24 protein-coding genes, 1 tRNA gene and 1 riboswitch are annotated in these 26,876 nt (G+C 72.8%); of the genes, 8 read left to right on the top strand and 17 right to left on the bottom strand.

The window, feature by feature from the left end; genetic code table 11:
• Positions 1 to 62: 62 nt before the first annotated feature.
• From NBH00_RS15395 to mscL, 9 genes are all read right to left on the bottom strand, one after another.
• Positions 63 to 857: a dihydroorotate dehydrogenase electron transfer subunit gene (locus tag NBH00_RS15395; protein ID WP_254569476.1), complete on the bottom strand. Its 795-nt coding sequence runs from the start codon at positions 855 to 857 to the stop codon at positions 63 to 65.
• Positions 854 to 4,009 (bottom strand): carbamoyl-phosphate synthase large subunit, encoded by a 3,156-nt coding sequence (gene carB / locus NBH00_RS15390; RefSeq protein ID WP_254569475.1) that lies wholly within the window; start codon positions 4,007 to 4,009, stop codon positions 854 to 856. The genes NBH00_RS15395 and carB overlap by 4 nt, the downstream gene beginning before the upstream one ends.
• 3 nt (positions 4,010 to 4,012) lie before the next feature.
• Positions 4,013 to 5,143 (bottom strand): glutamine-hydrolyzing carbamoyl-phosphate synthase small subunit, encoded by a 1,131-nt coding sequence (gene carA / locus NBH00_RS15385; protein ID WP_254569474.1) that lies wholly within the window; start codon positions 5,141 to 5,143, stop codon positions 4,013 to 4,015.
• On the bottom strand, positions 5,140 to 6,498 hold the full coding sequence (locus NBH00_RS15380) for a dihydroorotase (protein ID WP_254569473.1): 1,359 nt from the start codon (positions 6,496 to 6,498) through the stop codon (positions 5,140 to 5,142). The genes carA and NBH00_RS15380 overlap by 4 nt, the downstream gene beginning before the upstream one ends.
• 31 nt (positions 6,499 to 6,529) lie before the next feature.
• Positions 6,530 to 7,465 (bottom strand): aspartate carbamoyltransferase catalytic subunit, encoded by a 936-nt coding sequence (locus NBH00_RS15375; RefSeq protein WP_254569472.1) that lies wholly within the window; start codon positions 7,463 to 7,465, stop codon positions 6,530 to 6,532.
• Positions 7,462 to 8,010: a bifunctional pyr operon transcriptional regulator/uracil phosphoribosyltransferase PyrR gene (pyrR, locus tag NBH00_RS15370; protein WP_254569471.1), complete on the bottom strand. Its 549-nt coding sequence runs from the start codon at positions 8,008 to 8,010 to the stop codon at positions 7,462 to 7,464. Before pyrR ends, NBH00_RS15375 begins: the two co-directional genes overlap by 4 nt.
• Before the next feature lie 111 nt (positions 8,011 to 8,121).
• Complete coding sequence (locus tag NBH00_RS15365) at positions 8,122 to 8,544, bottom strand: PASTA domain-containing protein (protein ID WP_254569470.1); 423 nt, start codon at positions 8,542 to 8,544, stop codon at positions 8,122 to 8,124.
• An 11-nt stretch (positions 8,545 to 8,555) separates the two neighbouring features.
• Positions 8,556 to 9,500 carry a ribonuclease Z gene (rnz, locus tag NBH00_RS15360; RefSeq protein WP_254569469.1) on the bottom strand — a complete coding sequence of 315 codons (945 nt, stop codon included), beginning with the start codon at positions 9,498 to 9,500 and terminating at the stop codon, positions 8,556 to 8,558.
• A 107-nt stretch (positions 9,501 to 9,607) separates the two neighbouring features.
• Positions 9,608 to 9,988 carry a large conductance mechanosensitive channel protein MscL gene (gene mscL, locus NBH00_RS15355; RefSeq protein WP_254569468.1) on the bottom strand — a complete coding sequence of 127 codons (381 nt, stop codon included), beginning with the start codon at positions 9,986 to 9,988 and terminating at the stop codon, positions 9,608 to 9,610.
• Positions 9,989 to 10,221: 233 nt separating this feature from the next.
• On the opposite strand from mscL, the gene NBH00_RS15350 reads away from it, so the two are divergent.
• From NBH00_RS15350 to NBH00_RS15335, 4 genes are all read left to right on the top strand, one after another.
• Positions 10,222 to 10,295: transfer RNA gene (locus tag NBH00_RS15350), tRNA-Arg, on the top strand.
• Between the two features lie 96 nt (positions 10,296 to 10,391).
• A complete protein-coding gene (locus tag NBH00_RS15345) occupies positions 10,392 to 12,200 on the top strand; it encodes a putative bifunctional diguanylate cyclase/phosphodiesterase (RefSeq protein ID WP_254569467.1) in 1,809 nt (602 codons plus the stop codon).
• Positions 12,187 to 13,275 (top strand): NADH-quinone oxidoreductase subunit B family protein, encoded by a 1,089-nt coding sequence (locus NBH00_RS15340; protein WP_254569466.1) that lies wholly within the window; start codon positions 12,187 to 12,189, stop codon positions 13,273 to 13,275. The genes NBH00_RS15345 and NBH00_RS15340 overlap by 14 nt, the downstream gene beginning before the upstream one ends.
• A 60-nt stretch (positions 13,276 to 13,335) precedes the next feature.
• Entirely contained in the window at positions 13,336 to 14,253 is a 918-nt protein-coding gene (locus tag NBH00_RS15335; RefSeq protein WP_254569465.1) for an alpha/beta fold hydrolase, read from the top strand.
• Positions 14,254 to 14,332: 79 nt separating this feature from the next.
• On the opposite strand, the gene NBH00_RS15330 is transcribed toward NBH00_RS15335, so the two are convergent.
• Complete coding sequence (locus NBH00_RS15330) at positions 14,333 to 14,560, bottom strand: RNA-binding S4 domain-containing protein (RefSeq protein WP_254569464.1); 228 nt, start codon at positions 14,558 to 14,560, stop codon at positions 14,333 to 14,335.
• 36 nt (positions 14,561 to 14,596) lie between these two features.
• Positions 14,597 to 15,526, bottom strand: coding sequence for a LysM peptidoglycan-binding domain-containing protein (locus NBH00_RS15325; protein ID WP_254569463.1), 930 nt, complete (start codon positions 15,524 to 15,526; stop codon positions 14,597 to 14,599).
• Positions 15,527 to 15,739: 213 nt separating this feature from the next.
• Between NBH00_RS15325 and NBH00_RS15320 the strand changes: the two genes are divergently transcribed.
• A complete protein-coding gene (locus NBH00_RS15320; RefSeq protein WP_254569462.1) occupies positions 15,740 to 16,054 on the top strand; it encodes a hypothetical protein in 315 nt (104 codons plus the stop codon).
• Positions 16,055 to 16,120: 66 nt separating this feature from the next.
• Here NBH00_RS15320 and ligD read toward each other — a convergent pair whose 3' ends face one another.
• From ligD to thrC, 4 genes are read right to left on the bottom strand one after another with little or no spacing between them, the layout of a single operon-like run.
• The gene (gene ligD / locus NBH00_RS15315) at positions 16,121 to 18,442 is read right to left on the bottom strand and encodes a DNA ligase D (RefSeq protein ID WP_254569461.1); all 2,322 of its coding nucleotides are present in this window, start codon (positions 18,440 to 18,442) and stop codon (positions 16,121 to 16,123) included.
• 9 nt (positions 18,443 to 18,451) lie between these two features.
• A complete protein-coding gene (locus NBH00_RS15310) occupies positions 18,452 to 19,162 on the bottom strand; it encodes an acyltransferase (protein WP_254569460.1) in 711 nt (236 codons plus the stop codon).
• A gap of 27 nt (positions 19,163 to 19,189) precedes the next feature.
• Positions 19,190 to 19,465 (bottom strand): ubiquitin-like small modifier protein 1, encoded by a 276-nt coding sequence (locus NBH00_RS15305; protein ID WP_254569459.1) that lies wholly within the window; start codon positions 19,463 to 19,465, stop codon positions 19,190 to 19,192.
• A 36-nt stretch (positions 19,466 to 19,501) separates the two neighbouring features.
• Entirely contained in the window at positions 19,502 to 20,767 is a 1,266-nt protein-coding gene (thrC, locus tag NBH00_RS15300; RefSeq protein ID WP_254569458.1) for a threonine synthase, read from the bottom strand.
• Positions 20,768 to 20,826: 59 nt separating this feature from the next.
• Positions 20,827 to 20,943, bottom strand: a riboswitch (SAM riboswitch).
• Positions 20,944 to 21,129: 186 nt separating this feature from the next.
• Here thrC and corA point away from each other — a divergent pair.
• Together corA and NBH00_RS15290 are read left to right on the top strand one after the other, a co-directional pair.
• On the top strand, positions 21,130 to 22,125 hold the full coding sequence (corA, locus tag NBH00_RS15295) for a magnesium/cobalt transporter CorA (protein WP_254569457.1): 996 nt from the start codon (positions 21,130 to 21,132) through the stop codon (positions 22,123 to 22,125).
• Between the two features lie 118 nt (positions 22,126 to 22,243).
• Positions 22,244 to 22,564 carry a hypothetical protein gene (locus NBH00_RS15290; protein ID WP_254569456.1) on the top strand — a complete coding sequence of 107 codons (321 nt, stop codon included), beginning with the start codon at positions 22,244 to 22,246 and terminating at the stop codon, positions 22,562 to 22,564.
• 79 nt (positions 22,565 to 22,643) lie between these two features.
• Here the strand turns inward: NBH00_RS15290 and NBH00_RS15285 are convergent, their stop codons facing one another.
• Positions 22,644 to 23,576 (bottom strand): glycosyltransferase family 2 protein, encoded by a 933-nt coding sequence (locus tag NBH00_RS15285; protein ID WP_254569455.1) that lies wholly within the window; start codon positions 23,574 to 23,576, stop codon positions 22,644 to 22,646.
• A 73-nt stretch (positions 23,577 to 23,649) separates the two neighbouring features.
• Between NBH00_RS15285 and NBH00_RS15280 the strand changes: the two genes are divergently transcribed.
• Entirely contained in the window at positions 23,650 to 24,633 is a 984-nt protein-coding gene (locus NBH00_RS15280; protein ID WP_254569454.1) for a diacylglycerol/lipid kinase family protein, read from the top strand.
• Between the two features lie 75 nt (positions 24,634 to 24,708).
• On the opposite strand, the gene NBH00_RS15275 is transcribed toward NBH00_RS15280, so the two are convergent.
• A complete protein-coding gene (locus tag NBH00_RS15275) occupies positions 24,709 to 26,850 on the bottom strand; it encodes an MMPL family transporter (RefSeq protein ID WP_254569453.1) in 2,142 nt (713 codons plus the stop codon).
• Positions 26,851 to 26,876: the final 26 nt, after the last annotated feature.

Genomic DNA, 26,876 nt, shown 5'->3' with positions numbered 1-26,876 from the left:
CCCGGATCGCTGCCTGCGTCACCGGAATGCGAGCCCCCTGGGCGAAGCGCTTCGCGCCCATGTCAGTGCGCCGGGACGTGGTCGATGGCGGTGGCGTCGAGGACGGGGCCGTCGACGCAGACGCGGGCGTACCCCCCGCCGCTGAGCGGCACGACGCAGCCGAAGCAGGCGCCGAAGCCGCAGGCCATGCCGGACTCGAGGGCGAGCTGGGCGGGGACCTCCCGCTCCAGGCACATCCGGCGGATCGCCTCGAGCATGCCGGGCGGCCCGCACGAGTAGACCGTCGCGTGCGGGTCGCGGTGGAGCTCGGCGGCGAGCAGCTCGGTGACGAGGCCGTGGTGGCCGACCGAGCCGTCGTCGGTCGCGATCTGCACGGTGTCGAAGGACGCGGCGACCGCGGCGTGGGCCGCGTCGCGGAAGCCGAACTGGAGCGTCGGTCTGGCGCCCCGCTCCACGAGGGCCTGCGACCACATGACCAGCGGCGGCACCCCGACCCCGCCGCCCGTCAGGATGGGCCTGCGGCCGTCCTCCGGCATCCGGAAGCCGTGCCCGAGGGGTCCGGTCAGCCAGAGCGGCTCGCCCTTCTGCAGGCGCGCCAGGCGGTGCGTGCCCGGGCCGATGTCCTCGAGCATGAACCAGACCCGTCCCGCCGACCCGCCCATGCAGCTGAAGGCGCGCGGGAGGAACGGGCGCTCGTCGGTCCCCGCCCCCCAGCCGCTGACCGCCGCGAGCATGTAGAACTGCCCCGGCTCGGGGTCGGGCCCGCCGCGGTCGACGACCTCGAGCAGGTGGTAGGCGCCGACCTTGCGGATCGAGGCGAGGACGCCGCGGCGGCGACCGAAGGGCGCCTGCGTCACGACGGCACCCCGGGCGCCGGCCGGGTGCCGTGCAGGTCCTGCAGCGCGATGACGTCCGGCTCCCGGCCCCCGGCGGCGGCGATCGCCCGCGCGGCGGCCATGCCGCCCGAGAGCGTCGTCAGGCACGGGATGCCGCGGGCGACGGCGGCGCGGCGGATCTCCCACCCGTCGGTGCGGGCGCCGGAGCCGGTCGGGGTGTTGACGACGAGGTCGACCTCGCCCTGCTCGATCCAGTCGACGACGTGCGGCGACCCCTCGTGGATCTTGTTCAGCGTCGTGCACGGGATGCCCATGCGCTGGATCGCGGCCGCGGTGCCGGAGGTCGCGACGACCCGGAAGCCCTGGTCCACGAGCTGCCCGGCGATCGCGACGGCCGACGCCTTGTCGCCGTCGGTGACGGTGATGAACACCGTGCCGGTGGAAGGCAGCGGCGAGCCGGCAGCCGCCTGCGCCTTCGCGAACGCCGTCGGGAAGTCGCGGGCGACCCCCATGACCTCGCCGGTCGAGCGCATCTCGGGGCCGAGCAGCGCGTCGGAGCCGTCGAAGCGGTCGAACGGCAGCACGGCCTCCTTCACCGAGACGTGCCCGCCGCTCATCGGGTCGGCGGGCAGGTCGAGCGCGGAGATCTTCTCGCCGAGCATGAGCCGGCAGGCCATCTTCGCGAGCGGGACGCCGATCGCCTTGGAGACGAACGGGACCGTCCGTGACGCGCGCGGGTTCGCCTCGATGACGTAGAGGTCGCCGTCGTACACCGCGTACTGGGCGTTCATGAGCCCGACGACGCCGAGCCCGAGCGCGATGCCGCGGGTGTGCTCGCGGATGCGGTCGAGCATCTCCTCGCCGAGCGAGTGCGGCGGCAGGACGCAGGCGCTGTCGCCGGAGTGGATGCCGGCCTCCTCGACGTGCTGCATGATCCCGCCGATCCACACGTCCTCGCCGTCGCAGAGCGCGTCGACGTCGACCTCGATCGCGTTCTCGAGGAAGCGGTCGAGGAAGATCTCCGCGCGCTCGACGCCGGGCGCCGGCGCGTGGCGCTCGAGGTAGTCGGCGAGGCCGTCCCGCGAGTAGACGATCTCCATCGCGCGGCCGCCGAGGACGTAGGACGGGCGCACGAGCAGCGGGAAGCCGACGCCGTCCGCGGCGTCCAGGGCGTCCGCGACCGAGTGCGCGGTCGCGTACGGCGGCGCCTTGAAGCCGAGCCGGTCGAGCAGCGCGCCGAAGCGCCCGCGGTCCTCCGCGAGGTCGATCGCGTCGACGCTCGTGCCGAGGATGTTCACCCCGGCCTCGAGCAGGCCGGACGCGAGCTTCAGCGGCGTCTGCCCGCCGAACTGGACGATGACGCCCTCGGGCTGCTCGACCTCGAGGACGCCGAGGACGTCCTCGAGCGTCAGCGGCTCGAAGTAGAGCCGGTCGGACGTGTCGTAGTCGGTGGAGACGGTCTCCGGGTTGCAGTTGATCATCACCGCGTCGCGGCCCGACGCGCGGACGGTCATCGCCGCGTGCACGCAGCAGTAGTCGAACTCGATGCCCTGGCCGATGCGGTTCGGGCCGGCGCCGAGGATGACGACGGAGGGGTTGTCGCCGCGGATGACCTCGTGGCGCTGCTCGCGCTCCCACCCGGAGTAGAAGTACGGCGTGCTCGCCGGGAACTCGGCGGCGCACGTGTCGACGGACTTGAAGGACCGCTCGCCGGCGAAGACCTCCTCGGGCTTCAACGCGAGGTCCTGCAGCTCCCGCAGGAACCAGGGGTCGATCATCGTCTGCCCGTGGATCTCGGCGAGGCTGACGCCGCGCCGGAAGGCCTCCAGCAGGATGTCGTAGCGGTCGCTGGACGGCCGCTCGAGCGACTCGACGAGGATCTCGGTCGGCATCGACGCGACGTGCGGGACGGTGTCGAGCTCGCGCGAGCGCATCGCCTTCGCGAAGGCCTGCCCGAACGTGCGGCCCATCGCCATCGCCTCCCCCACGCTCTTCATATGGGTCGAGAGGACGGCGTTCGCGCCGGTGAACTTCTCGAAGGCGAAGCGCGGCCACTTCACGACGACGTAGTCGATCGTCGGCTCGAACGACGCCGGCGTCACCTGCGTGATGTCGTTCGTGATCTCGTCGAGCGCGTAGCCGACGGCGAGCCGCGCGGCGATCTTCGCGATCGGGAAGCCCGTCGCCTTGGAGGCGAGCGCGGACGAGCGGGAGACGCGCGGGTTCATCTCGATGATGAGGATCTCCTCGGTCTCCGGGTTGACCGCGAACTGGACGTTCGAGCCGCCCGTCTCGACCCCGACCGCCCGGATGACCGCGATCGCCTGGTCGCGGAGCTGCTGGTAGAGGTGGTCGGTGAGGGTCTGCTGCGGCGCGACGGTGACGCTGTCCCCGGTGTGGACGCCCATCGGGTCGATGTTCTCGATCGAGCAGACGATGACGACGTTGTCGTTGTGGTCGCGCATGACCTCGAGCTCGAACTCGCCCCAGCCGATGACCGACAGGTCGACGAGGACCTGGCCGATCGGCGAGGCCTCCAGCCCGCGGTGGACGATCTGCGTGAACTCCTCCGCGGTCCGGGCGATGCCGCCGCCGCGGCCGCCGAGCGTGAAGGCCGGGCGGACGATCGCGGGCAGGCCGACGAGCTCGATCGCCTCGGCGATCTGGCGGTCGACCTCCTTCGCGGGCAGGCGGGCGCCCTGGGCGCCGTCGCCCTCGCGGCTGTGGATGATCATCGACGCGGGCATCTTCAGCCCGGCCTTCGCCATCGCCTGCGCGAAGAGGTCGCGGTCCTCGGCGCAGTTGATCGCGTCGTAGTTCGCGCCGATGAGCTCGACGCCGAACTCCTCGAGCGTGCCGTTCTCGGCGAGCGCCTTGGCGAGGTTCAGGGCAGTCTGGCCGCCGAGCGTCGGCAGCAGCGCGTCGGGCCGCTCGCGCTCGATCACCTGGCGGACCGGGCCGGGCAGCAGCGGCTCGACGTACGTCGCGTCCGCGAACTCCGGGTCGGTCATGATCGTCGCCGGGTTCGAGTTCACGAGGACGATCTCGTAGCCCTCCTCGCGCAGGACCTTGCAGGCCTGCACGCCGGAGTAGTCGAACTCGGCGGCCTGGCCGATGACGATCGGGCCGGAGCCGAGGATGAGGATCTTCTTGATGTCGTCTCTGCGGGGCATGTCTCAGGCGCTCCTGACGGCGTCGAGGAAGCGGTCGAACTGGTAGAGCGCGTCGTTCGGGCCGGGGCCGGCCTCGGGGTGGTACTGGACGGTGGCGCTGTTGACGTCGAGGAGCTGCAGCCCCTCGACGGTGCGGTCGTAGAGGTTCACGTGGGTCAGCGCGGCGGCGCCGAAGTCGGTCTCCCAGCGGACGGGCTCGTCCGCCTCGATCCGCAGGCCGCCGTCGGGGGCCTTCACGGCGAAGCCGTGGTTCTGCGAGGTGATCTCGATCCTCCCGGTGCGCAGGTCCTTCACCGGGTGGTTGCCGCCGCGGTGGCCGAACGGGAGCTTCGCCGTCTCGAGGCCCACCGCGCGGCAGAGCAGCTGGTGGCCGAGGCAGATGCCCCACACCGGTCGCTTGCCGATGAGCTGCCGGACGTTGTCGACGATGTAGTCGAGGGCGGCGGGGTCGCCGGGCCCGTTGGCGAGGAAGAACGCGTGCGCGTCGGTCGCGAGCAGCTCCTCCGCCGTGACGGTGCACGGGTGGAGCGTGACCTCGGCGCCGCGCTCGGTGAGGTGGCGGACGATCGAGCCCTTGATGCCGGTGTCGATCGCGGCGATGCGCACGTCGCCGCCGAAGCCGACGGTGTGCGCCGCGTCCGGGGTGACGACCTTCGCGAAGTCCGCGCCGACCATCGGCGGCTCGGCCGCGATGAGCTCCCGCGCCTCCCCCTCGGAGACGCGGGCGGGGAAGATGCCGCCGCGCATGGCGCCGGCCTCGCGGATGTGGCGGACGAGCGCGCGGGTGTCGACGCCGCTGATCGCCGGCACCCCGCAGTCGAGCAGCCAGTCGAGCCACCCGCGCTCGGCCTCCGGCGCGTCCTCGCGGTTGACGGCGGCGCGCATGATGACCGCGCGGGCCCAGATGCGCTCGGACTCCATCGCCCGCTGGCTGATGCCGTAGTTGCCGATGTGCGGGTAGGAGAACGTGATGAGCTGCCCGGCGAAGGACGGGTCGGTGACCGACTCCTGGTAGCCGGACATGCCGGTGGTGAAGACGACCTCACCGGTGGCGTGGACGTCGGCGCCGCAGGCGTCGCCGTCGAAGCGGGTGCCGTCCTCGAGGAGGACGTAGGCGGTGGGGGCGTTGGTCATGCGGTCGCTTCCGTCGTGGGGGCGAGCCGAGCCGCGTCGCGGTGTGCGACGGAGCCGGCGGCGATGGTCAGGAGGACGCGGCTGCGGAGCGTCCGGCCGGCGAAGCAGCAGTTCTCCGAGCGCGAGAAGTAGCCCTCCGCGCCGACCTCGAACTCGGCCGCGAGGTCGAGCAGGACGAGGTTCGCGGGGGCGCCGGCGGCGATGCGCGGCAGCGGCAGGTCCAGGAGCGACCCGCCGACGGTGAGCTTCTCGACGACGAGCGCGAGATCGAGGACGCCGGGCAGGACGAGGTCGGTGTAGACGGCGGCGAAGGCGGTCTCGATGCCGGTCGTCCCCATCGGCGCCTGCTCGAAGGGGACCTCCTTCTCGTCCTTGGCGTGCGGCGCGTGGTCGGTGGCGATGCAGTCGATCGTCCCGTCCTTCAGCCCGGCGATGAGGGCCTGGCGGTCGGCCTCGGTGCGCAGCGGCGGGTTCATCTTCATCCGCGTGTCCATCGTGCGCACGGCCTCGTGCGTGAGCGTCAGGTGGTGCGGGCTCGCCTCGCAGGTCACCTGGACCCCGGCGGCCTTCGCGGCCCGGATCGCGTCGACCGACTCGATCGCGCTGAGGTGCTGCATGTGGACGCGGCCGCCCTCGTAGCCCGCGATCGCGCAGTCGCGGGCGACGAGCGTCGACTCGCTGATCGACGGGATGCCGGCGATGCCGAGCTGCGCGGAGACCGTGCCCTCGTGCATGGCGCCCTTGCCGCTGAGCGACGGGTCCTCCTCGTGCAGCGCGAGCACCCCGCCGCAGAGGCGCTGGTACTGCAGCGCCTTGCGGAGCATGCCGGCGGCGACGACGGGCTTGCCGTCGTCGGTGAAGCCGAGGGCGCCCTGCGCGCGGAGCTCGGCCATCTCCGTGAGCTCCTCCCCCATGAGCCCCACGGTGATCGCGGGCATGAAGCCGACGGGGATGCGGGCGTCGCGCAGCGCGGCGTCGCGGAGCGAGCGGAGGATCGACGTCGAGTCGGTGACCGGGCTCGTGTTCGGCATCGCCACGACGGTGCAGTAGCCGCCGGCGGCCGCCGCGCGGGTGCCGGTCGCGAGGTCCTCCTTGTGCTCCTGGCCGGGGACGCGGAGGTGGACGTGCGGGTCGACGAAGGCCGGGAAGAGGTGCCGGCCGGTGCCGTCGACGACCTCGCAGCCGTCGGGGGCGTCGAGGCTGCCGGGCTCGCCGAGGCGGGCGATCTCGCCGCCGCGGACCAGCACGTCGTGGAGGCCGTCGATGCGCTCGCGCGGGTCGAGGACGTGCGCGGCGCGGATGAGGACGTCCGCGGCCGGGGCGGGCGCGCGGACGAGGGGATCGATGAGGCTCATGTCTGGGTCGGTCTCCGAGGCCGGGGCCGGGTCAGGCCGGCTGGGGTTCGGGGGTGGCGGGGGCGGAGGCGCGGGCGCCGGCGAGCACCTCGTAGAGCACGGCCATGCGGACGACGACGCCCGCCTGCACCTGCTCGAGGATCGCGGCCTGGGGCGAGTCGACGACACCGCCGGAGAGCTCGACGCCGCGGTTCACCGGGCCGGGGTGCATGAGCACCTGTCGCGGCAGCAGACGGCGGTCGTTGATCTGGTAGACGGTCGCGTACTCGCGCAGCGACGGGATCCACGCCTGGTCCATGCGCTCGTTCTGCATCCGCAGCGCGTAGACGACGTCGGCGTCGGGCAGGTCGTCGAGCGTGTAGCGGACCTCGCAGCCCATCGCCTCGATGCCGCGCGGGATGAGGGTCGGCGGGCCGCAGACCGTCACCTCCGCCCCCATCTTCTGGAAGGCGAGGATGTTCGAGCGGGCGACGCGGGAGTGCAGGACGTCGCCGACGATCCAGATCTTCGCGCCGGCGAGGTCGCCGACGCGGTGGCGCAGCGTGTAGACGTCGAGCAGCGCCTGCGTCGGGTGCTCGTGCTTGCCGTCCCCGGCGTTGACGATGGCGGCATCGGTCCAGCCGCTGATGAGCTCGGCGGAGCCCGCCCACGGGGTGCGGATGACGATCGCGTCCGGCCGGTGGGCGGAGAGCGTCAGGACGGTGTCCTTCAGCGACTCGCCCTTCTCGACGCTCGACCCGCTCGCGGCGAAGTTCACGACGTCCGCGCTGAGCCGCTTGGCGGCCAGCTCGAAGGACGAGCGCGTCCGCGTGGAGGCCTCGTAGAAGAGGTTCAGGACCGTGTGGCCGCGCAGCGCGGGGACCTTCTTGATCTCGCGGTCGGCGCCGGTCGCGAACGACGCGGCGCGGTCGCAGATGCGCTCGATCGTCGCGCGGTCGAGGTCCTCGATGGACAGGAGGTGCTTCATGACGCCGGGCCTCCGGGGGTCGTGATGGTCACGCGGTCGTCGTCGTCGATCTCCTGGACCCGGACGTTCACGCGCTCGTCGCGCGAGGTCGGCAGGTTCTTGCCGACGTAGTCCGGGCGGATCGGCAGCTCGCGATGGCCGCGGTCGGCGAGGACGGCGAGCTGCACGCGGGCCGGCCGCCCGTATTCGAAGAGCGCCTCGATCGCCGCGCGGACGGTGCGGCCGGTGTAGAGGACGTCGTCGACGACGACGACGGTGCGGCCCTCGACCGGGAACGGGATGCTCGAGGAGTGGACCACCGGCTGGCCCCCGCGCAGATCGACGTCGTCGCGATAGAAGGAGATGTCGAGGGCGCCGAGCGGGACCTCGGTCTCGAGCAGGTCGCCGAGCAGCTCGGCGAGGCGCCCAGCGAGCACGGCGCCGCGGCGGTGGATCCCGACGACGGCGAGCCGCTCGGGCTCGGCCTGCTTCTCGACGATCTCGTGGGCGATGCGCACGAGCGTCCGCCGCATGTCATCGCGGTCGAGGACCACCTTCTCGGTCATCTGCTGCGTCCTTCCTGGCCTCACAGGACCGGGTTAAAGGGCTTGAGAAGACCCTATCAGCGAGGGGCGGACGACTCCCTCGCGGCCCCCCGCAATCTCCCTTCGATGCGCTCAGCGCCGCTCGATGTCCACGTGGACGGTCGAGCCCTGGCGCAGCGACGTGCCGGCGGCCGGGCTCTGGGCGACGACCTCCCAGTTGGAGTCCTTCAGGACCCCGAAGAGGCCGCCGCCGTTGACGTCGACGTCGAACTTCGCCTCGCCGAGGCGGTCCTTGGCGGTGTCCAGGCGCTCGCCGACGAGCGCCGGCACGCGCGTGACGGTGATGACCGTCGCGCCGGCCGGGATCGTCGCCGGGACCTGCCGGGTGACGGTGACGCGGCTCTCCTTCGTCACCGTCGAGGAGCCGCCGAGCGCCGCGACGAGCAGCACGCCGGCGAGGAACCCCGCCGCCGCCGCGAGCGCGACCGTCAGGCGCGAGGGGCGCCACCGGGCGGCCGGGCCGGCGGGGTCGATGCGGGTGTGCTCGTCGTGCATGGGCGCCGGGGTCAGGGCGCGATCCGCGCCGGGGGCTCCCAGCGTACGAGCTCGGGATCGCCCTTCTCGGGGAAGGGCACGTCGATGTGGTCGAAGTCGCGCGGCAGGACCGTGCGCTCGAACGTCTCGCGCGCCTCGTCGAGGACGGCGCGGCCCGGGTAGCGGCCCGAGAGGTGCACGAGCGCGAGCAGCCCGACGTCCGCCTCCTTCGCCGTCAGCGCGGCCTGGGTCGCGGTCGAGTGACGGGTGGTGGCGGCGCGGTCGGCGTCGGCGGCGAGGAACGTCGCCTCGTGGACGAGGAGGTCGGCGTGGTGGGCGGCGTCGGCGAGCGCCTCGCACGGGGCGGTGTCGCCGCTGAGGACGATCTTGCGGCCGTAGCGCCCCGGGCCCATGACCTGCTCGGGCGTCACGCCGTCGACCGTCTCCCCGCGCTGCAGGCGCCCGAAGTCGGGCCCCGGGGCGACACCGAGCGACGCCGCGAGCTCGGCGTCGAACCTCCCGGGGCGATCGTCCTCGAGGATGCAGTAGCCGAACGCGACCCCGCGGTGACGGACGTTGAAGCTCGAGATCTCGTAGTCGCCGAACTCCACCGCCTCGCCGGCCTCGAGCTCGGTCACCGTGAAGGGGAACGGCAGCGTCCCGAGGACGAACTTCAGCTGCGCGACGAGCTGCCTGATCCCGGGCGGCCCGTAGAGGGCGAGCGGCGCCGTGCGGTCGCGGAGCGCGAAGGACTTCAGCATCCCCGGCAGACCGAGCCAGTGGTCGGCGTGGAAGTGCGTGAGGAAGACGACGTCGACGTCCGTCAGGCCGATCGACCGCGACAGCTGGCGCTGGGTGCCCTCGCCGCAGTCGAAGAGGATGCGGTCCCCGCCGCGCCGGAGCAGGACGGCAGGCAGCCCGCGTCGCGGTGTCGGCACGGAGCCGGCCGTTCCCGCGAAGAACAGCGACAGGTCCATCAGGGACGCCGCCCCGGGGGGTTTCCGGCGAAGAGCAGGGAGAGGTCCATCGGCAGGCGGCAGGGTAGCGGCGCGGCCGCTGCCGCCGCCGACGGATCAGGTGAGGGTCAGATGCGGCGGGCGCGCAGCTCGTCGCGGATCTCGGCGAGGAGGACGGCCTCGTCGGTCGGGGCCGGGCTCTCCTCCGGCTTCTGGTTGCGGGCGAGCATCGACTGCAGCGGGACGACGACGACGAAGTAGATGACGGCCGCGACGATCAGGAAGTTGATCGCGGCGGTGAGCGTCGAGCCGTAGATGATCTTCGAGCCGTTGACGGTGAAGCCGGCCCGGCCGAAGTCGGGAGAACCGCCGATCACGCCGATGATGCCGCCGACGAAGTCCTTGCTGAAGGCCGCGACGACGGCGTTGAACGCCACGCCGATGATGACCGCGACCGCCAGGTCGACGATGTTGCCGCGGAACAGGAAGTCCTTGAAGCCCTTGAGCATGGGTGGTGTGTCCTCCGGGTGAATGGAGGTCGGGCAGGCCCCGACCTGCGATTGGGCGCAACCCTAGCCCGCCGCCGGAGCTGCGTCACCTGCTTCGTTTCCGTCCAGTCGGAGAGGCTCGGGAGACCGTGATCGCGCACGCGGTCGGCGCGTTGCCGCTCGCTCCCCGTCCCCGGGCTGCCAGGCCGCGCGATCCGATACGCTGACCCCGAGGCGTCGTCCGCGACGCCCGAGCGCCCGTAGCTCAGCTGGATAGAGTGTCGGTTTCCGGTACCGAAGGTCGCAGGTTCGAATCCTGCCGGGCGTGCTGCACGAAGGCCTCGCGAGAGCGGGGCCTTTTTCGTTGCGGAAAACGCTCAAGCTCCGTCGCGTTCCTGCCGATGACGACCTGTCCAGGTCACGGATGGGAACGCTCGGCGAGATCCTCCGATGGTGCTTTTACACCGTGAATCGGTGGTACTACCGGGTCGCGGCACGCCTCATGCGCCGGGACCGTCTGGTCTCGGGATCGGAGAAGAAGTTCCGCGCGCTGCTCGAGAGCGCGCCGGACGCGATGGTCATCGTCGACCGGCGGGGCCACATCACGCTCGTGAACGCGCAGGCCGAGAGGCTCTTCGGCTATCGCCGCGAGGAGCTCATCGGGCAGTCGGTCGGCGAGCTCATCCCGGAGTCCGCCCGGGCGCGCCACCGCCAGCACCAGAAGGTCTACCTGAAGGACGCCACGACCCGGGCGATGGGCCACGACCTCGAGCTCCGGGGACGGCGCAAGGACGGCACCGAGTTCCCCGTCGAGATCAGCCTCAGCCCGCTCGAGACCGACCAGGGGCAGCTCGTCATGAGCGCCATCCGCGACGTCACCGACCGCAAGCTCGCGGAGGCGCAGCTCCGCCTCATGGCCGAGCACGACACGCTCACGGGCACGCTCAACCGCCGCAGCTTCGAGACGCTGTTCGCGCAGGAGGTCGCCGCCGCGTCGGTGACCCAGATCGAGGGCGGGCTGATCGTGCTCGACATCGACGGGCTGAAGGACATCAACGACACGCTCGGGCACGCCGCCGGCGACGACCTCCTCCGCCGGGTCACGGTGCTGCTGCGCGGGGAGCTGCGCGACACCGACCTCCTCGCGCGCTTCGGCGGCGACGAGTTCGCCGTCATCCTGCCGCAGACGACGCGCGAGGAGACCGGCGCCGTCGCCCGCTACCTGCTGCGCACGATCGCCGAGAGCGTGCTCGTGATCGGCAGCCGGCGCGTGCGCATCACCTGCAGCGCGGGCGTCAGCTCCTTCGCCGGTGGTGCCCAGCCCGAGGAGGTGATGCTCGCCGCGGACACGGCGCTGTACGCCGCGAAGGACCAGGGGCGCGACCGCGTCGTCGTCTACGAGCCCGCCAAGGAGGAGGCGTCCGCCCGGCACGTGCGCGCCGCGTGGACGCAGCGGCTGCGCCAGACGCTCGACCTGGGCCAGCTCGTGCCCTACCAGCAGCCGCTGCTCGACACGCGCCTCGGCCTCGTCACCCAGTGCGAGCTGCTCGTCCGCGTCCTCGACGACGCCGGCAAGCCGATCGCGCCGATCGCCTTCCTCGCCACCGCCGAGCGCACCGGCATGGTCGTCGAGATCGACCGCTTCATGGTCGACTGCGCGATCGACCTCATCCGTGCCTCGTCGGCGACCGCCCGGGCCGGCGGGCCCCTCGCGTACGCGGTGAACCTCTCCGCGCGCTCGCTCGCCCAGCCCGACCTGCCGGGCGACATCGTGCGCCGCATCGAGGCGGCCGGGATCGACCCGCGGCTGCTCACCTTCGAGATCACCGAGACCGTCGCGATCACCGACCTCGCCGCCGCCCGGGCGTTCGCGCACCCGCTCCGGGCGCTCGGATGCGCGTTCGCGCTCGACGACTTCGGCGCGGGCTTCGCGTCCTTCTCGCACCTCAAGCACCTGCCGATCGACTGGCTGAAGATCGACGGCGACTACGTCCGGGACCTGCCGCGCAGCCGCACCGATCAGGTCATCGTCCAGCACGTCGCCCGGATCGGGCGCGAGCTCGGGCTGCGCACGACGGCGGAGTTCGTCGAGGACCGTGAGACGCTCGAGATGGTCACCCGCTACGGGGTCGACGCCGCGCAGGGGTACCACATCGGCCGCCCCGAGCCGGTGAGCGCCGGCGCCCCCGCCCCCTACCCCACGGCCGAGGGCATCGTCCATGAGCGACCCTGACGACGACCACGACGCCGACGGCGGCAGCCCGGCCCGCGATCCGGAGATCCACGTCCTGTGGATGTCCGGCGCGCTCGGCTGCGACGGCGAGTCGGTCGCGATCACGTCCGCCACGAGCCCGAGCCTGGAGGACCTCGTGCTCGGGACGCTGCCGCGGGTCCCGCGGATCGTGCTGCACCTCCCCCTGCTCGCGGTCGAGACGGGCGAGGCGTTCATGCAGGCCTTCTACGACGCCGAGGAAGGACGCCTCGAGCACTTCATCCTCGTCGTCGAGGGCGCGATCGGGAACGAGGACATCAACGGCGACGGCTACTGGACGGGGTTCGGCGTCAACCGCTTCGACGGGCAGCCCATCACGGCGAACGAGTGGGTCGACCGGCTCGTCCCGAAGGCGTCCGCCGTCCTCGCGATCGGGACGTGCGCGGCCTACGGCGGCATCCCGGCGATGCGGAACAACCCGACGGGCGCCATGGGACTGCCGGACCACCTCGGCCGGGACTGGCGCACGCGCGCGGGCCTGCCGGTCGTCTGCCTGCCCGGCTGCCCCGCCCAGCCGGACAACATGACGCAGATCCTCATGGAGCTGGCCTGCCACATCGCGGGGACCGGGCCGGCGCCGCAGCTCGACGACCAACTGCGCCCGGTGAGCATGTTCGGCCTGACCGTCCGCGAGAGCTGCAACCGGGCGGGCTTCACGGAGCAGGGGAAGTTCGCCTCCGAGCACGGGTCCGACCCGCGCTGCCTCGTGAAGCTCGGCTGTAAGGGGCCCGTCGTGAAGTGCAACGTCCCCTACCGCGGCTGGACGGGCGGCGTCGGCGGCTGCCCGAACGTCGGCGGCATCTGCATCGCCTGCACGATGCCGGGCTTCCCCGACCGCTACACGCCGTTCCACAAGGCCGACCCGTGGGGCAACGCCGCGGCGAACGTGCAGCGCTTCACCTACGGGCCGGTGTTCCGCTACTTCCGGCGGCTGAACGTCGAGAAGAAGTTCGACCGTGAGCCGGAGTGGCGGCGGCCGGGCCGGGTGCTCGAGAGCGGCTACGACCCGCCGTGGCTCGACGGCGACGCGTCGTGAGCGGCGGCGCGTTCCCCCTCGGTCGTGGCGGTGAGGACGGCCGGTGCCTATCCTCGGGCGATGGGTGAAGCGCTGATCGCGGCCGGTGACGTCGAGCTCTGCCACGAGACGTTCGGAGACCCGGCGGACCCGGCGATCCTCCTCGTCATGGGGCTCGGCACGCAGATGCTCGGGTGGCGCGCCGAGTTCTGCGAGCTGCTCGCCGCCGAGGGCTTCCACGTCATCCGCTACGACAACCGCGACGTCGGGCGGTCCACCCACTTCTCCGACCACGCGCCGCCGACGCTCCTGGAGATGGTGCTCCGCCGCCCGCGGAACCCGGCGTACACGCTCGAGGACATGGCGGGCGACGCGGCCGGGCTGCTCGACGCGCTCGACCTCCGCGCGGCCCACGTCGTCGGCATCTCGATGGGCGGCATGATCGCCCAGGCGCTCGCGGCCCGCCGTCCCGAGAAGGTCCGCAGCCTCGTGTCGATCATGTCCACGACGGGCGCCGGGCGGGTCGGGCAGCCGCACCTCCGCGTCATGGCGTTCCTCGCGCGGCCGCCGGCGATGACGCGGGACGCGACCGTCGAGCGGAACGTCGCCCTGCAGGACGTCATCCACTCCCCCGGCTTCGAGCGGGACGTCGCCGCGTCGCGGGAGATCGCCGCGCTGAGCTTCGACCGCGACCCCGACCGCCGCGGCGCCGGACGTCAGATCGCCGCGATCATGGCCTCGGGCGACCGCACCGCGTCGCTCGCCCGCATCACCGCGCCGACGCTCGTGATCCACGGGACGGCGGACCGCATGGTCGCGGTCTCCGGTGGCCGCGCCACCGCGAAGGCGATCCCGGGCGCGCGGCTCGAGCTCATCGAGGGCATGGGCCACGACCTGCCGCGCGGACTGTGGCCGCGGCTCGTGCAGCTCATCACCGAGCAGGCGCGCGCGGCGGACGCCGGGCACGCGCCGGCCGTGGCGTCTCCGGGCGGCGCGTAGCGGCCCCGTCCGGTGCGGCGTGTGGTCTGGTGGGGGTATATGCCCCATTGGGCCGCACGCCGGTGCTGATCGGGCTCGTTCAGGTCGGGCAGGCGACGATGCGGACCTCGCCGCCGTCGTCGCCCACGAGGCGGACGACGTCGCCCGCCCGGAGCTGACGGCCGCGCCGTTCCTCGGCCTCGCCGTTGACCTGCACGAGGCCGTCCGCGAGGACGAGCTTCGCCTCGGCGCCGGAGCCGACGAGGCCGGCGTACTTCAGGAGCTGCCCGAGGCGGATGACCTCGTCACGGATGGGGACGTCGCGCACCCGCCCAGTATCGCTCAGGCGGGTGCGTCGGCCGGTTCAGCCCCCGAAGCGGCCGCGGAGGGCGAGGACGTTGTCGACGTAGCGGCGGGTCTCGGGCAGCATGCCGATCTGCCGCACCGAGCCGAGGCCCTGGTAGTACGCGGCGGCCGCGGTTGCCTGGTCCCCGCCGGTCTCGCGCAGGAGCGAGCCGAGATAGAGGACACCGGCGCCGACGTTGTCGATCGCCGAGCCGGGGTCGAGGCGACGCTTGGCGAGGTTCGCCTGGACCCAGTTCCACGTCCCCGGCATGACCTGCATGACGCCGCGGGCGTTCGCCGAGGACACCATCGAGTTGTTGAAGCCGCTCTCCTGCCAGGCGATCGCCGACGCGAGCGGGGCGTCGACGCCGTTGCGGGAGGCGACGGCGGCGATGTCCCCGGCCGAGACGCGCTGCGACGTCGGCGCGGGCGCGGCGGCCGGGACCTGCGGCGCCGGGGCGGGCTCGGCGCTGCGCGCAGGCGCGGGCGCGCCGGTCGGGAGCTTGATGACGGTGCCCGCGACGAGGACGCCGTTCGGGTCCAGGCCGTTCATCTGGGCCATCTGCGCGACGGGCACGCGGGCGCCGGCGGCGAGCCCGGAGAGCGTGTCGCCCGGGCGGACGGTGTAGCCGCCGAGCGCGGGGGGCGCTGCGGCGGGTGACGGTGCGGGCGCGGGGCCCCGGCCGGTCCCGCCGGTGGCCGGGGCGGCGGGCGCGGGCGCTGCGCCGGCGGCCGGGATCGTGAGGACCTGGTCAGCGACGAGCTGGGTCTCGGGGCCGAGGCCGTTCGCGGCGGCCAGGGCGCCGGCGCTCAGGCCGTCGGCGGCGGCGATGGACGCGAGGCTCTCTCCCGGCGCGACCTGGTGGATCGCCGCCTGGGCGCTCGCCGGCAGCAGGGCGGCCGCGGTGAGGGCCAGGAGGACGGCCGCAGGGCGGATCGTGCGTTTCATGCTCCGGGCGCTACCCCGCGCGAAACCCCCTGACGCGCGGCGGGCAGGGTTACGGAGCGCTGGGCGCGCGCTTGCATTGACGGCGTGCGGGTCGAGGTGGCCGCGCGGTGCGGGGACGGGTGGCCGCTCGGTGCGCGGACGAGGGTGCCGCACGGTGCGGGAAACGCCGCGACGCCCGTCGTCAGCCGCCGCCGCGTATGCGAACATACGTTCGTGACGCCCTCCGGCTCCTCCTACCAGCGTTTCCGCCGCGCCCTGGCGACCCAGAACCTCACGATCATCCGCGCGGCGGCGGCCGAGCTGCCGCAGGTCCGCCTCGACGACGCGCTCGAGGTGTGCGTCCTGCTCCGCGACCGCGAGCCGGAGCGCTACGAGCGCGCCGCGGTCCGCTGGATCGCCCGCTTCTGCGTCGAGCGTGAGCAGGTCTCGGTCGAGGACGTCGCCCACGCGAGCACCGCGTTCGCCCTCATGCGCACCGAGCCCGAGCGGGCGCTCGGCATCCTCCAGGTGCTCTGCGCCGGGCCGTGAACCCGCGAGGCCTACGGCACGCGTAGACGTCGGCGTGCCGGTCCAGGTCCCGAGCGCACCTCGCGACTACGACGCCGGCAACGCCTGCACGAGCGTCGCGACCTCGGCGAAGAGGTCGCCCTCGCGCTCCACGCGCTCGAGCACCTCGGCCGGGCTGAAGACGAGCGCGTCCGCGTCCCCGGCCTCGACCTCCGCCCAGTGCAGCGGCGTGGAGACCTGCGGCCGCGGCGTCGCCCGCGGCGAGTAGACGCAGACGGTCGTCTTGTGCTCGTCGTTCTGGGACCAGTCGATGAGCACGCGGCCCTCGCGCGCGCTCTTCTTCTGGGTGTCGACGACGAGCTCGGGCGCCTCCTTGGCGAGCAGCTGGGCGATCGTACGCGCGAGCCCCTTCGTCCCCGCGTACGTCGCGCCCGGGTGGTTCAGCGGCACGTAGAGCTGCATGCCCTTGGAGCCGGAGGTCTTCGGCCAGCTGCGCAGGCCGAGGCCGTCGAGCATCGCCCGCAGCCACAGCGCCACCGTGCAGCACTCGGCGAGCCCGGCCCCCGGGCCCGGATCGAGGTCGAAGGCAAGGATCGCCGGGCGCGCCATGTCGTCCGCGCGCGCCATCGGCGTGTGGAGCTCGAGGTCGGCGAGGTTGCCGAGCCACGCGAGCGCCGCCGGCGAGTCGGCGACGACATAGCCGCCCGCGGTCGTGACCCACTGCGGCCGGTGCGACGGGGCGTTCTTCTCGTAGAAGAAGTCCCCCTCCACCCCGTCCGGGTAGCGCTTGAGCGTCAGCCGCCGGTCGCGCAGGTGCGGCAGCAGGACGTCGGCGATCTGCACGTAGTAGTCGACGAGATCGCGCTTCGTGAAGCCCGTCGCGGGATAGAGGACCTTCGCCGGGTTCGAGAGCCGCACATCGGCGGGCGCCGGGCCGTCGACCGCGCCGCCCGCGGCGGCCTCCGCGAGGCCCTTGTAGGACGGGGCGCGCACCTGCCCCGTCGCCGTCCGCTCGAGGAACTCGACCTCGCAGCTCAGCTCCGGACGGACGAAGACGGCCGTCCGCGGGATCTTCGCCGAGGCGGACCGGCCGCGCTCGGCGTCGACGAACGGCGAGTCCTCCTGCTCGAGCGGCCCGAGCAGCCCGGCGAGCCGTTCGAGTTCGACCTCGCCGAAGCCCGTGCCCACGCGTCCGGCCGACCGCAGCCCGCCGCCTGCGTCACGGACGCCGATGAGCAGGGCCCCGATCCGCTCGCGCCGCCGCCCCTCCCCCGGTACCCAGCCGCCGATGACGAAGGTCTCGCGCTGCAGCAGCTTGTGCTTGCGCCAGGACCCGGTGCGGCGGCCCGCCTCGTAGGTCGAGTCCAGCCGCTTGGCGATGATGCCCTCCAGGCGCTGCTCCTTCGCGGCGGCGAGCAGCGCGTCGCCGTGGCCGACGACGTGCTCGGGGACCTTCCAGCGCTCGTCGGCGAGGCCGAGGGCGGCAAGCGCCTCGCGCCGCTCGAGGTACGGCCGGCCCGTCAGCGGGTGCCCGTCCTGCCAGAGCAGGTCGAAGATCATGTAGGTGACCGGTGACTCCTTCGCGTGCCGGCGGCGGGCGGCGTCCTTCGTCACGTGCATCCGCTGCTGCAGCGCGCCGAAGGACGGACGCCCGTCGGGCCCGAGCACGACGATCTCGCCGTCGAGGATGACCCGGTGGTGGCCGAGGGCCCGGTTCAGCCGCGCGAGCTCCGAATACTGCGCGGTGATGTCGTTGCCCGCCCGGGAGCGCAGGCCCAGGCGTCCGGGGACCGAATGGCAGACGGCGCGCACGCCGTCCCACTTCACCTCGAAGGCCCAGCGGTCCTGCTCGCGCTTGGGCGGGAGGGCCTTCGCGAGCTGCGCGAGCATCGGCGCGATCGTCGCGGGCATCGCCTCGGCGCCCGGGTCGGCCGGCGGGTCCATCCGGTGGATCATCCACTCGGGACCTGAGGGCTTCTTCGCGATCGGGAAGAGGGCGAAGCGGGCGTCCTCCCGCGTGCCGTGGAGGTGGACCTCGATCTTCCTGCCCTCCTCCCACTTCAGGACGTCGTAGGTCCCGGTGTCGAAGATCGTCATCGTCCCGGCGCCGTAGTTGCCCTTCGGGATCTCGCCGTGGAAGTCGAGGTACCTCAGCGGGTGGTCCTCGGTGCGGACCGCGAGGTGGTTCTCGCCCGGCTCGACGGGCAGGCCGCCCGGGAGCGCGAAGGACACGAGCACCCCGTCGCGCTCGAGCCGCAGGTCCCAGTGCAGCCGGGTCGCGCTGTGCTCCTGCACGACGAACCGCAGCGCGGCCGCACCGCCGTCCGCGGCCTCGCCGCCGGAGGGCTCGGGGGTCCGGCCGAAGTCGCGCTTGGCGTCGTACTCCTGCAGGTCGCGGCGCCGCGGCACCCCGTGCTCCTACCCGAGCGGGCGCAACGTACGCGCCGGGACGCCGGCGACGATGTGGGCGGCCGGGAAGTCGCCGCCGTTGAGGACCGCCCCCGCCGCGACGACCGCGCGGTCGCCGACGGTCGTGCCGCGCAGGATGACGACGTTCGTCCCGACGAAGACGTTCTCGCCGACCGTGATCGGTGCGCTGCGGACCGGCTGCTCGAGGACGAAGGTGTCCGACCCGTCGAAGCCGTGGTCGGAGTCGATGATCGTCGTGCGCTCGGCGATCGCGCAGCGCGCGCCGATGTGGATGCGCTCGTGACAGTGGAGCGTCGCGGTCCGCGAGAGGACGCAGCGCGCGCCGAGCCGCAGGTCCCCCGTCGACTTCAGCTCGCAGCGGTCGCGGACCTGCGCGCCGGCCTGCACCTCGATGCGTCCGCCCCACGGCTGCAGCCGGACGCCGTCCTGCAGCGTCACCCCGTCGCCGAGGACGATCTCGCCGTCGACGCCCGCCGCGAGGTCGAGGACGAGGTCGCGCCCGATCTGCACGTCGCGGCCGATCCGGAGCGTCAGCGTCCCCGGGAAGCCGTCGATGTCGACGTGCGGCAGGCCGCGCAGGCGCGGCGGCGCGGCGACGTCGAGGACGAGCGCGCCGCCGAGGCGGCGCAGCCGCAGCCGGACCCCGAGCGCCCAGACGCGGAAGCGCAGGGCGCGGAGGAGCTCCAGGACGGCGGTCACCCGCGGGAGGCTACCCGCGGGACGGGCTCAGCCGCCCGCAACCGCCGGGAGGATCTGCACCTCGCCGCCCGCGGGCACCGGGGTCTCGAGACCCTGCTCGAAGCGGATGTCCTCGCCGCCGACGTAGACGTTGACGAACCGGCGCAGGCCGCCGTCCTCGTCGCAGATGCGCTCCTTCAGCTCACCGTGGACGGCGAACAGCGCGTCGAGGACCTCGCTGACGTTGGACCCCTCGACGGTGATCTCGCCCTCGCCGCCGGCGTTGGCGCGCAGCTGGGTGGGGATCTTGACCTTGACGCTCATGGTTCTCCTGCGGATCTCTGGTTGGAGCGGCCGGGCTCAGTGGGAGCCGGCGACCGCGAACTCGGCCTCGAACGCGTCGAACGACGGCTCGATCGTGTGGGTGGTGAAGGTGTCGCGGACCGCGTCGAGGGTCTTCAGGCCCTCGCCGGTGATGACGATGACGACCCGCTCCTCGGGATCGATCTCGCCGCGCTCGGCGAGCTTCTTGAGGACCGCGGTGGTGACGCCGCCGGCGGTCTCGGTGAAGACGCCGGTCGTGCTGGCGAGCAGGCCGATGCCCTCGCGGATCTCGTCGTCGGTGACCATGTCGATCCCGCCGCCGGAGCGCCGCGCGAGCTCGAGCGCGTACGGGCCGTCGGCCGGGTTGCCGATGGCGAGCGACTTGGCGATCGTGTCGGGCTTCACCGGGCGGCAGACGTCGTGGCCGTTCGCGTAGGCGGTCGCGACGGGTGAGCAGCCGGCGGCCTGGGCGCCGTTCATCTTCGGCAGCGAGCCGGTCGCGATCCCGAGCTCGAGCCACTCCTCGAAGCCCTTGGCGATCTTCGTGAAGAGCGAGCCCGACGCGATCGGCGAGACGATGCGGTCCGGCGTCGTGAACCCGAGCTGCTCGGAGATCTCGTACGCGAGGGTCTTGGAGCCCTCGGCGTAGTACGGGCGCATGTTGACGTTCACGAACGCCCAGCCCGCGCGCTCCCCGGAGAGCTCGGTGCAGAGGCGGTTGACGTCGTCGTAGTTGCCCTTCACGGCGACGACGTTCGTCCCGTAGACGCCGGTCGCGAGGATCTTCTGCTCCTCGAGGTCGGACGGGATGAAGACGTAGGAGCGCATCCCGAAGGCCGAGGCCTGGGCGGCGACCGCGTTGGCGAGGTTGCCGGTCGACGCGCAGGCGAGCGTGTCGAAGCCGAGCTCGCGGGCGCGGTGCGTCGCGACGGAGACGACCCGGTCCTTGAAGGAGTGGGTCGGGTTCGCGGCGTCGTTCTTCACCCAGACCTCCTTGAGGCCGAGCTCGGCGGCGAGCCGGTCCGCGCGGATGAGCGGGGTGCAGCCGGCCGGGAGACCGGAGCGCGAGGCCCCGCGGGTCGACGCGCCGGGCGAGCCGCCCTGGAGCGGGAGGAAGTCCGAGTAGCGCCAGATGTTCTGCGGCCCGGCCTGGATGCGGCGCCGGGTCTGGGCGGGGTCGGCACCGAGGGCCGAGAAGTCGTAGGCGACCTCGAGGGGACCGAAGCAGTTGCTGCAGACGAAATGCGCCTCGAGCGGATACTCCGCTTTGCACTCTCGACACTTCAGGGCTGTGGCCGGCATGAAAAACCTCCGCGGATGATTCGTGGCGGAGGTTCGGTGCGGCAAGGCGTTGAACTCCGGCCACATCTGTCAGGAATTGGCACCTTTCCCGCTGCTCCGCGTCACTCGTGACGCTTCGCCTGCGGTTGGTTGCCGGGGTTTCATCGGGCCAGTCCCTCCACCCCTCTGGATGTGTCCAGCTATGTACGGCCAGTGTACACACTCGATCGACCACCCGGCGCGGGCCTTGACGGGTCGTTCACGCGGCGTTCACGCACGCCGGGATGCGGCGCGCGGCGCCCGAGCCGGTAGAATCCCGCCCGACGCGCGACGCCCAGCGACCCGTCACATCATGCCCCTGACCGACGAGCCCCGAAGTCCCCGTGCCGAGCCTTCCCAAGCCCCGCTTGCGGAGGACGACGCGCGGCCGTAGCGCCGTCGCGACCCGTCCACCCGAGGACGACACCCCCAGCGTCGAGATCGTCGAGTTCGACGGGCTCCGCTGGATCAACATCGAACGGCCCCGCCAGAGCGACCGCGGCTGGCTCGAGGAGCACTTCGACTTCCACCCCCTCGACTACGAGGACGTCTTCTCGCGCAACCAGCGCCCGAAGGTCGACGAGTACCCCGAGTACCTCTTCGTCGTGCTGCACTTCGCCGCCTTCGACAAGAACGTCGGCCGGCTGAACGCCGCGGAGCTCGACATCTTCGTCGGCCCCGACTACGTCATCACGCTGCCGAACGAGCCGCTCGCCCCGGTCGAGTACCTCTTCGAGCGCGCCCGCTCGCGCGAGGACTTCCGCGAGCAGCTCTTCTCCAAGGGCGCCGGCTACCTCCTCTACAAGATCGTCGACGACTGCGTCGACGCCTCGTTCCCGATGCTGCGGAAGATCGGCAACAAGCTCGAGCACCTCGAGGAGGACATCTTCGAGGGCCGCTCCAAGGAGGTCGTGAAGGACATCTCCAACACGAAGCAGGAGATCATCAACTTCCGCAAGATCGTGCGGCCGCAGCGCGCCGCCCTCGGTGACCTCGAGCGCACGAAGCGCTACATCCCCGAGGACCTCGACATCTACTTCGACGACATCAACGATGCGTCCGAGCGGATCTGGGACATGCTCGAGAACTTCAAGGAGGTCTCGGAGGGCCTCGAGTCCACCAACGAGTCGGTCCTCTCCCACCAGCTCAACGACATCCTGCGCGTGCTCACCGCGGTGAGCGTCGTGCTCCTCCCGCTGACCCTCGTCGCGAGCATCTTCGGCATGAACACCCGCGTGCCGGGCGAGCAGTCGATCGTCGGCTTCTGGGTCGTCATCGGCTCGATGGTCGTCCTGCTCGGCGGGATGATCTACGCCTTCCGCCGCCGCGGCTGGCTGTAGCGCCCGCGCGTCCCGGGCCACGCCGCGTCCTCGGCGCAAAAGCCCGTTGCGCCCGCCGTGCGGCGGGCGTAGCGTCTTCACCGGGGACGCCGGAACACCCACGAGGAGAGGACCGTAGATGTACGCCAGCCTCAGGACCTATCGGACCGATGCGAGCTCCGTGGACGCGGTCATGCACCGCGTGGACCGGGACCTCGCGGAGGCGCTCACCCGCGAGGACGGGTTCGTCGCCTACCAGTGCATCGACCTCGGCGGCGGCAAGGTCTGCGCGCTGAGCGTCTTCCAGCAGCGCGAGCAGGCCGAGGCCTCGAACGCGCTGGCCGCGGACTGGGTCGCCGACGAGCTCGCCGACTTCGGGATCGAGCGGATGGGCGTGATGGGCGGCGAGGTGATGGTCAGCCGCGCGATGGCCGAGATGACGGAGCCGGCGCACCACTAGCCGGCGTTTCGCGGCAGCGTGCGGTCCGGTAGGGGCATATCCCCCACGAGACCGCACGCCGCCCCGGTGGGGGCGCGGCTCAGAGGACGAGGGTGCGCGCCTGGATGCTGCCGCGCACCGTGTGGGCGACCGCCCACGCGTCGGCGACGGCGCGCAGCGCCGCGGTCTCGCGGCCCTCGCGCGTCCAGTCGGCCCGGGCCTGCGCCGCCCACGGGAGCGCGCCGAGGAGCACCGGCGCCCGCGTCCCGGTCACGAGCCCTGCGAGGACCCCGGCCGCGGCGGCGCACACCGCGGCGTCCCGCCGGTGGAGGAAGACCCGCCCCCACAGGAGCGTGTCGCGCAGCTCCGGCACCGCCCGCACGAGGTGCGCGAAGAGCGCGCGGCGCTCGAGCTCGGCGAGGTAGCCGCGGTGGTCGCGCGGGAAGACCCAGTGGCGCACGCGCGCCTCCGGGACGAACGCGGTGGCCAGGCCCTGCCGGCGCAGCGCCCAGCCGAGCAGCACGTCCTCGCCGAACGGGGCGTGCCCGGGCGCCTCGAGCCCGTCGCCGAAGCCGCCGGCCGCCTCGAACGGGCCGCGGGCGACGAAGAGGTTCGCGGTCTCGAAGAGGCCGAGCGCGGCGCCGACCCGGAGGGTGCGGTCCCACGGGCCGGGCGCGACGCCCTCCGGCGGGCCGGTCCAGCCCTGCGCGAGGACGGCGCCGCCGCGGATGGCCGCCGCGCCCGCGGCGAGCCACCCCGGCTCGGGCGCGCAGTCGGCGTCCGTGAAGGCGAGGACGTCGTGCCGGGCGGCGGCGACACCGGCCATCCGCGCGGGCCCGGGGCCGCGGCCGGGGCCGGGGACGACGCGTACGCCCTCCGCCGCCGCGGCGATCCGGCCCGTCCCGTCCGTCGAGCCGTTGTCCACGACGATGACCTCGAAGGGCTCGTCGCAGCGCTGCGCCGCGAGCGCGGCGAGGGTCGCGGGCAGGGTCAGGGCCGCGTCACGGGCGGGGACGATCACGCTCACGGCCATGCGCGGCGCAGGCTACCGGCGACGTGCCCGGCGCGCGGGTAACACGCCGCCGGATCGGGTGTAATCCGACGTGATGCCGCCGATCGACACGCTCGAACGCCTTGGCGAGACCTTCGCGCTCGACGCTCCCACCGATCGCAAGCGGATGCTCGTGATCGTCAACCCGTACGCGACGACGGTCTCCGACCGCCTGAAGAACCTCGTCGTCTACGCCCTCCAGGGCCGCTACGAGGTCGACGCGATCGACACGAAGGGCAAGAACGACGCCACCGCCCTCGCCCGCGAGGCGGCGCTCGAGGGCTACGACGTCGTCGTCGCCTTCGGCGGCGACGGGACGGTCAACGAGGCGGCCAACGGCCTGCACGGCTCGGACACGCCGCTCTCCTGCCTGCCCGGCGGCGCGACGAACGTGTACGCCCGCATGCTCGGCATCCCGAACGACATCGTCGACGCGACCGAGCACCTCCTCCGCGTCGCCGACGACTTCCGGCCGCGGAAGGTCGACCTCGTCCAGGTCAACGACCGCGTCTTCACCTTCTGCGCCGGCCTCGGCCTCGACGCCGCGGTCACCGAGCGCGTCGACCGCCACCCCCGCCTGAAGCGCCGCTTCGGCGCCTACTACTTCATGTACGCGGGCCTGGAGATCTTCACGACCCGCTACATCGCGCGGCCGCCCCACATGGAGGTCGAGCTGCCGGACGGCACGACCTTCGCGGGCGTCACGACGCTCGTCCAGAACGCGGACCCGTACTCGTACTTCAAGACGATCCCGCTGCACCTCGCCGAGGGCGCCGCCCTCGACAGCGGCAACGTCTCCGGTGTCGTCCTGCGCCGCTCGACCCCGACGATCATGCCGGGCGTCATCTTCCGGATGCTCGCCCCGAACGCGCGCCTCGCGAAGCACCGCGCGGTCGATCAGTTCGGCGGGATCGACGGCCTCGTCGTCCGCAGCACCGACGGCCGCGAGATCCCGCTGCAGGTCGACGGCGACCACATCGGGGACGTCACCGAGGCGCGGTTCTCGATCCTGCCCCAGGCGCTGACGGTCGTCAGCTGACGGGACCGTAGGGCTCCCCGAAGCCCGCGAGGTTCGCCCCCGGGGCGAACTCGCCAAGCTGATCGACGCAGTCGATCAGCCCGGTTCGGGCGCCGTCCGCGGCGGCAGGGACGGCTCGACGCGCAGGAGCTTCGCCGGGCCGGCGGGCAGCACCCAGTTCCACCGGCCGAAGAGCGACACGACCGCGGGCACGAGCAGCGCGCGGATGACGGTCGCGTCCAGGAGGATGCCGGCCGCGAGCCCGGTCGCCAGGACCTTGATGTCCGTCTCCGGCCCCGAGGCCATGGAGATGAAGGCCATGAAGAGGATGAGCGCGGCGCTCGTCACGAGGCGGCCGGTCCGGCCGATCCCGCGCACGACGGCGAGGTCGGTGTCCCCGGTCGCGTCGTACTCCTCCCGCATCCGGGCGAGGATGAAGACCTCGTAGTCCATCGACAGGCCGAAGAGGAACGCGAACACCATCAGCGGGATCCACGCGGTGATCGAGCCGGTCGCCGCGATCCCGAAGATCTCGTCCGAGCCGTGGCCGGACTGCCAGACGAGCTGCAGGACGCCCCAGGCGGCCGCCACCGAGATGACGTTCAGCAGGACGGCCTTCGCGGGCAGCAGGAGCGAGCGGAAGGCCCGCGCGAGGAGGATGAAGGTGATGATCGCGATGAGGGCGATCATGAGCGGGAAGGAGCCGTAGACCGCCTTGATGAAGTCGCGGTTCTGCGCGACCTCGCCGCCGAGCCGGGCCTGCGGGTCGGCGCTGCGGGCGGCCTCGCGGACCGGGACGACGAGGTCGCGGGCCGCCTTCCGCGAGCCGTCCTTCACGGGGAAGGCGATGGCGACGGCGGTGCCGCCGGCCCGCCAGGCGTCCGGGGCGACCGCGCCGTGGATGCCGCCGACCTTCGCGACCGCCGCCGCGACGGCCGCGGCCTTGCCCCGCGAGGTGAGGATCTCGTGCGGGAGCAGCGCGCCCGAGCCGATGCCGGAACGCTCGAGGGCGAGCAGCCCGGTCTTCGCGGCGCCGCCCTTCGCGAGCGTGTCGGGGTTCGAGACGCCCGGCTGCAGCTTCGACGCGGCGCCGACGAGCAGCCCGAGCACGACGAGCGCGAGGGCCGCCGCGGCCCAGCGGCGCTTGACGACGGCCTCGGCCCAGCGGGTCCAGCGGGTCGAGGCCTTGTCGTCCGTGCGGCGGTGCGGCCAGTCGAGCTTCGGCCCCCACGAGTGGAGGATGACCGGCAGCAGCGAGAGCGAGACCGCCACGGAGAGGAGCGGGATGACCATGCCGCCGATGCCGACGCTGCGCAGGAACGGCAGGGGCAGGACGATGAGCGCGAGCAGGCCGACGGCAACGGTCGTGCCCGAGAAGACGACGGCGCGGCCGGCGGTCGACATGGCGGTGATGATCGCCTCGTCGCCGCCGCGGCCGTGCGCGAGCTCCTCGCGCCAGCGGACGACGACGAGCAGCGAGTAGTCGATCGCCACCCCGAGCCCGATGAGCGCGATGAGGAACTGGACGATCGGGGAGACGCCGGTGATCGTCGTGAGCCCGTACACGGTGAGGAACGAGGTCATGATCGCCGGGACCGCCATGAGGATCGGCACGAAGGCGAGGAGCGAGCCGAAGACGAAGGCGAGGACGAGCAGCGCGCCGAGCCCGCCGACGAGCGCCTCGACGAGGACGCCGGGACCGTTGGAGGCGCTGCTCTGCGCGGTCAGGGCGTCCAGCCCGCTCAGGCGCACGGGGCTGCCCGCGACCGTCGCGCCGACGAGGGCGGCGTGGAGCTTCTTCTCCGCCTTCGGGTTGTCGCCGAAGGGCTGATCGGGGTCCGGCGTCGGGTAGGCGATGACGAACGTCGTGCGGCCGTCGGCGGAGACGAACGCCCTGTCGCCCGTCGAGGCGTAGCCGGCGACGCGGCTGCCCGGGAGCGCGGCGGTGACCTTCCGCTCGACGCCGGCGAGGTCCCGGCGGACGGCGGGGTCGGTCACCGTCGTCTCGGCGGGGAGGCTCACGACGGGGACGAGCGGCGCGGCGTTGCCGCCGGTCCCGTGGTAGAGGTGGGCGATCGCCTTGTTCGTCTCCCAGCCCTCCTTCCCCGGCACGGAGAACTTCTGGTCCATCGCCTTGGTCGCCGAGCTCGCCGTGGCGATGCCCGCCACCGTCAGGAGGATCCAGAACCCGGCGACGAGCCGCCGGTGGGCGAGGATCCAGCGGGTGAAGGTCTCCATAAGGTCGTTTGTAGCACAAACGATCG

It is taken from the genome of Paraconexibacter antarcticus (assembly GCF_024220175.1).
GTDB lineage: Bacteria > Actinomycetota > Thermoleophilia > Solirubrobacterales > Solirubrobacteraceae > Paraconexibacter > Paraconexibacter antarcticus.
The sequence above is the reverse complement of the archived record's forward strand: the minus strand, read 5'-3'. Positions and strand labels throughout refer to the sequence as shown.

Excerpts from the sequence above, each read along its gene's own strand:
- carB (WP_254569475.1), bottom strand. The coding sequence starts at position 4,009 with ATGCCCCGCAGAGACGACATCAAGAAGATCCTCATCCTCGGCTCCGGC.
- carA (WP_254569474.1), bottom strand. The coding sequence starts at position 5,143 with ATGACCAACGCCCCCACCGCCTACGTCCTCCTCGAGGACGGCACCCGC.
- NBH00_RS15380 (WP_254569473.1), bottom strand. The coding sequence starts at position 6,498 with ATGAGCCTCATCGATCCCCTCGTCCGCGCGCCCGCCCCGGCCGCGGAC.
- NBH00_RS15375 (WP_254569472.1), bottom strand. The coding sequence starts at position 7,465 with ATGAAGCACCTCCTGTCCATCGAGGACCTCGACCGCGCGACGATCGAG.
- pyrR (WP_254569471.1), bottom strand. The coding sequence starts at position 8,010 with ATGACCGAGAAGGTGGTCCTCGACCGCGATGACATGCGGCGGACGCTC.
- NBH00_RS15365 (WP_254569470.1), bottom strand. The coding sequence starts at position 8,544 with ATGCACGACGAGCACACCCGCATCGACCCCGCCGGCCCGGCCGCCCGG.
- rnz (WP_254569469.1), bottom strand. The coding sequence starts at position 9,500 with ATGGACCTGTCGCTGTTCTTCGCGGGAACGGCCGGCTCCGTGCCGACA.
- mscL (WP_254569468.1), bottom strand. The coding sequence starts at position 9,988 with ATGCTCAAGGGCTTCAAGGACTTCCTGTTCCGCGGCAACATCGTCGAC.
- NBH00_RS15345 (WP_254569467.1), top strand. The coding sequence starts at position 10,392 with ATGGGAACGCTCGGCGAGATCCTCCGATGGTGCTTTTACACCGTGAAT.
- NBH00_RS15340 (WP_254569466.1), top strand. The coding sequence starts at position 12,187 with ATGAGCGACCCTGACGACGACCACGACGCCGACGGCGGCAGCCCGGCC.
- NBH00_RS15335 (WP_254569465.1), top strand. The coding sequence starts at position 13,336 with ATGGGTGAAGCGCTGATCGCGGCCGGTGACGTCGAGCTCTGCCACGAG.
- NBH00_RS15325 (WP_254569463.1), bottom strand. The coding sequence starts at position 15,526 with ATGAAACGCACGATCCGCCCTGCGGCCGTCCTCCTGGCCCTCACCGCG.
- NBH00_RS15305 (WP_254569459.1), bottom strand. The coding sequence starts at position 19,465 with ATGAGCGTCAAGGTCAAGATCCCCACCCAGCTGCGCGCCAACGCCGGC.
- thrC (WP_254569458.1), bottom strand. The coding sequence starts at position 20,767 with ATGCCGGCCACAGCCCTGAAGTGTCGAGAGTGCAAAGCGGAGTATCCG.
- NBH00_RS15290 (WP_254569456.1), top strand. The coding sequence starts at position 22,244 with ATGTACGCCAGCCTCAGGACCTATCGGACCGATGCGAGCTCCGTGGAC.
- NBH00_RS15285 (WP_254569455.1), bottom strand. The coding sequence starts at position 23,576 with ATGGCCGTGAGCGTGATCGTCCCCGCCCGTGACGCGGCCCTGACCCTG.
- NBH00_RS15280 (WP_254569454.1), top strand. The coding sequence starts at position 23,650 with ATGCCGCCGATCGACACGCTCGAACGCCTTGGCGAGACCTTCGCGCTC.
- NBH00_RS15275 (WP_254569453.1), bottom strand. The coding sequence starts at position 26,850 with ATGGAGACCTTCACCCGCTGGATCCTCGCCCACCGGCGGCTCGTCGCC.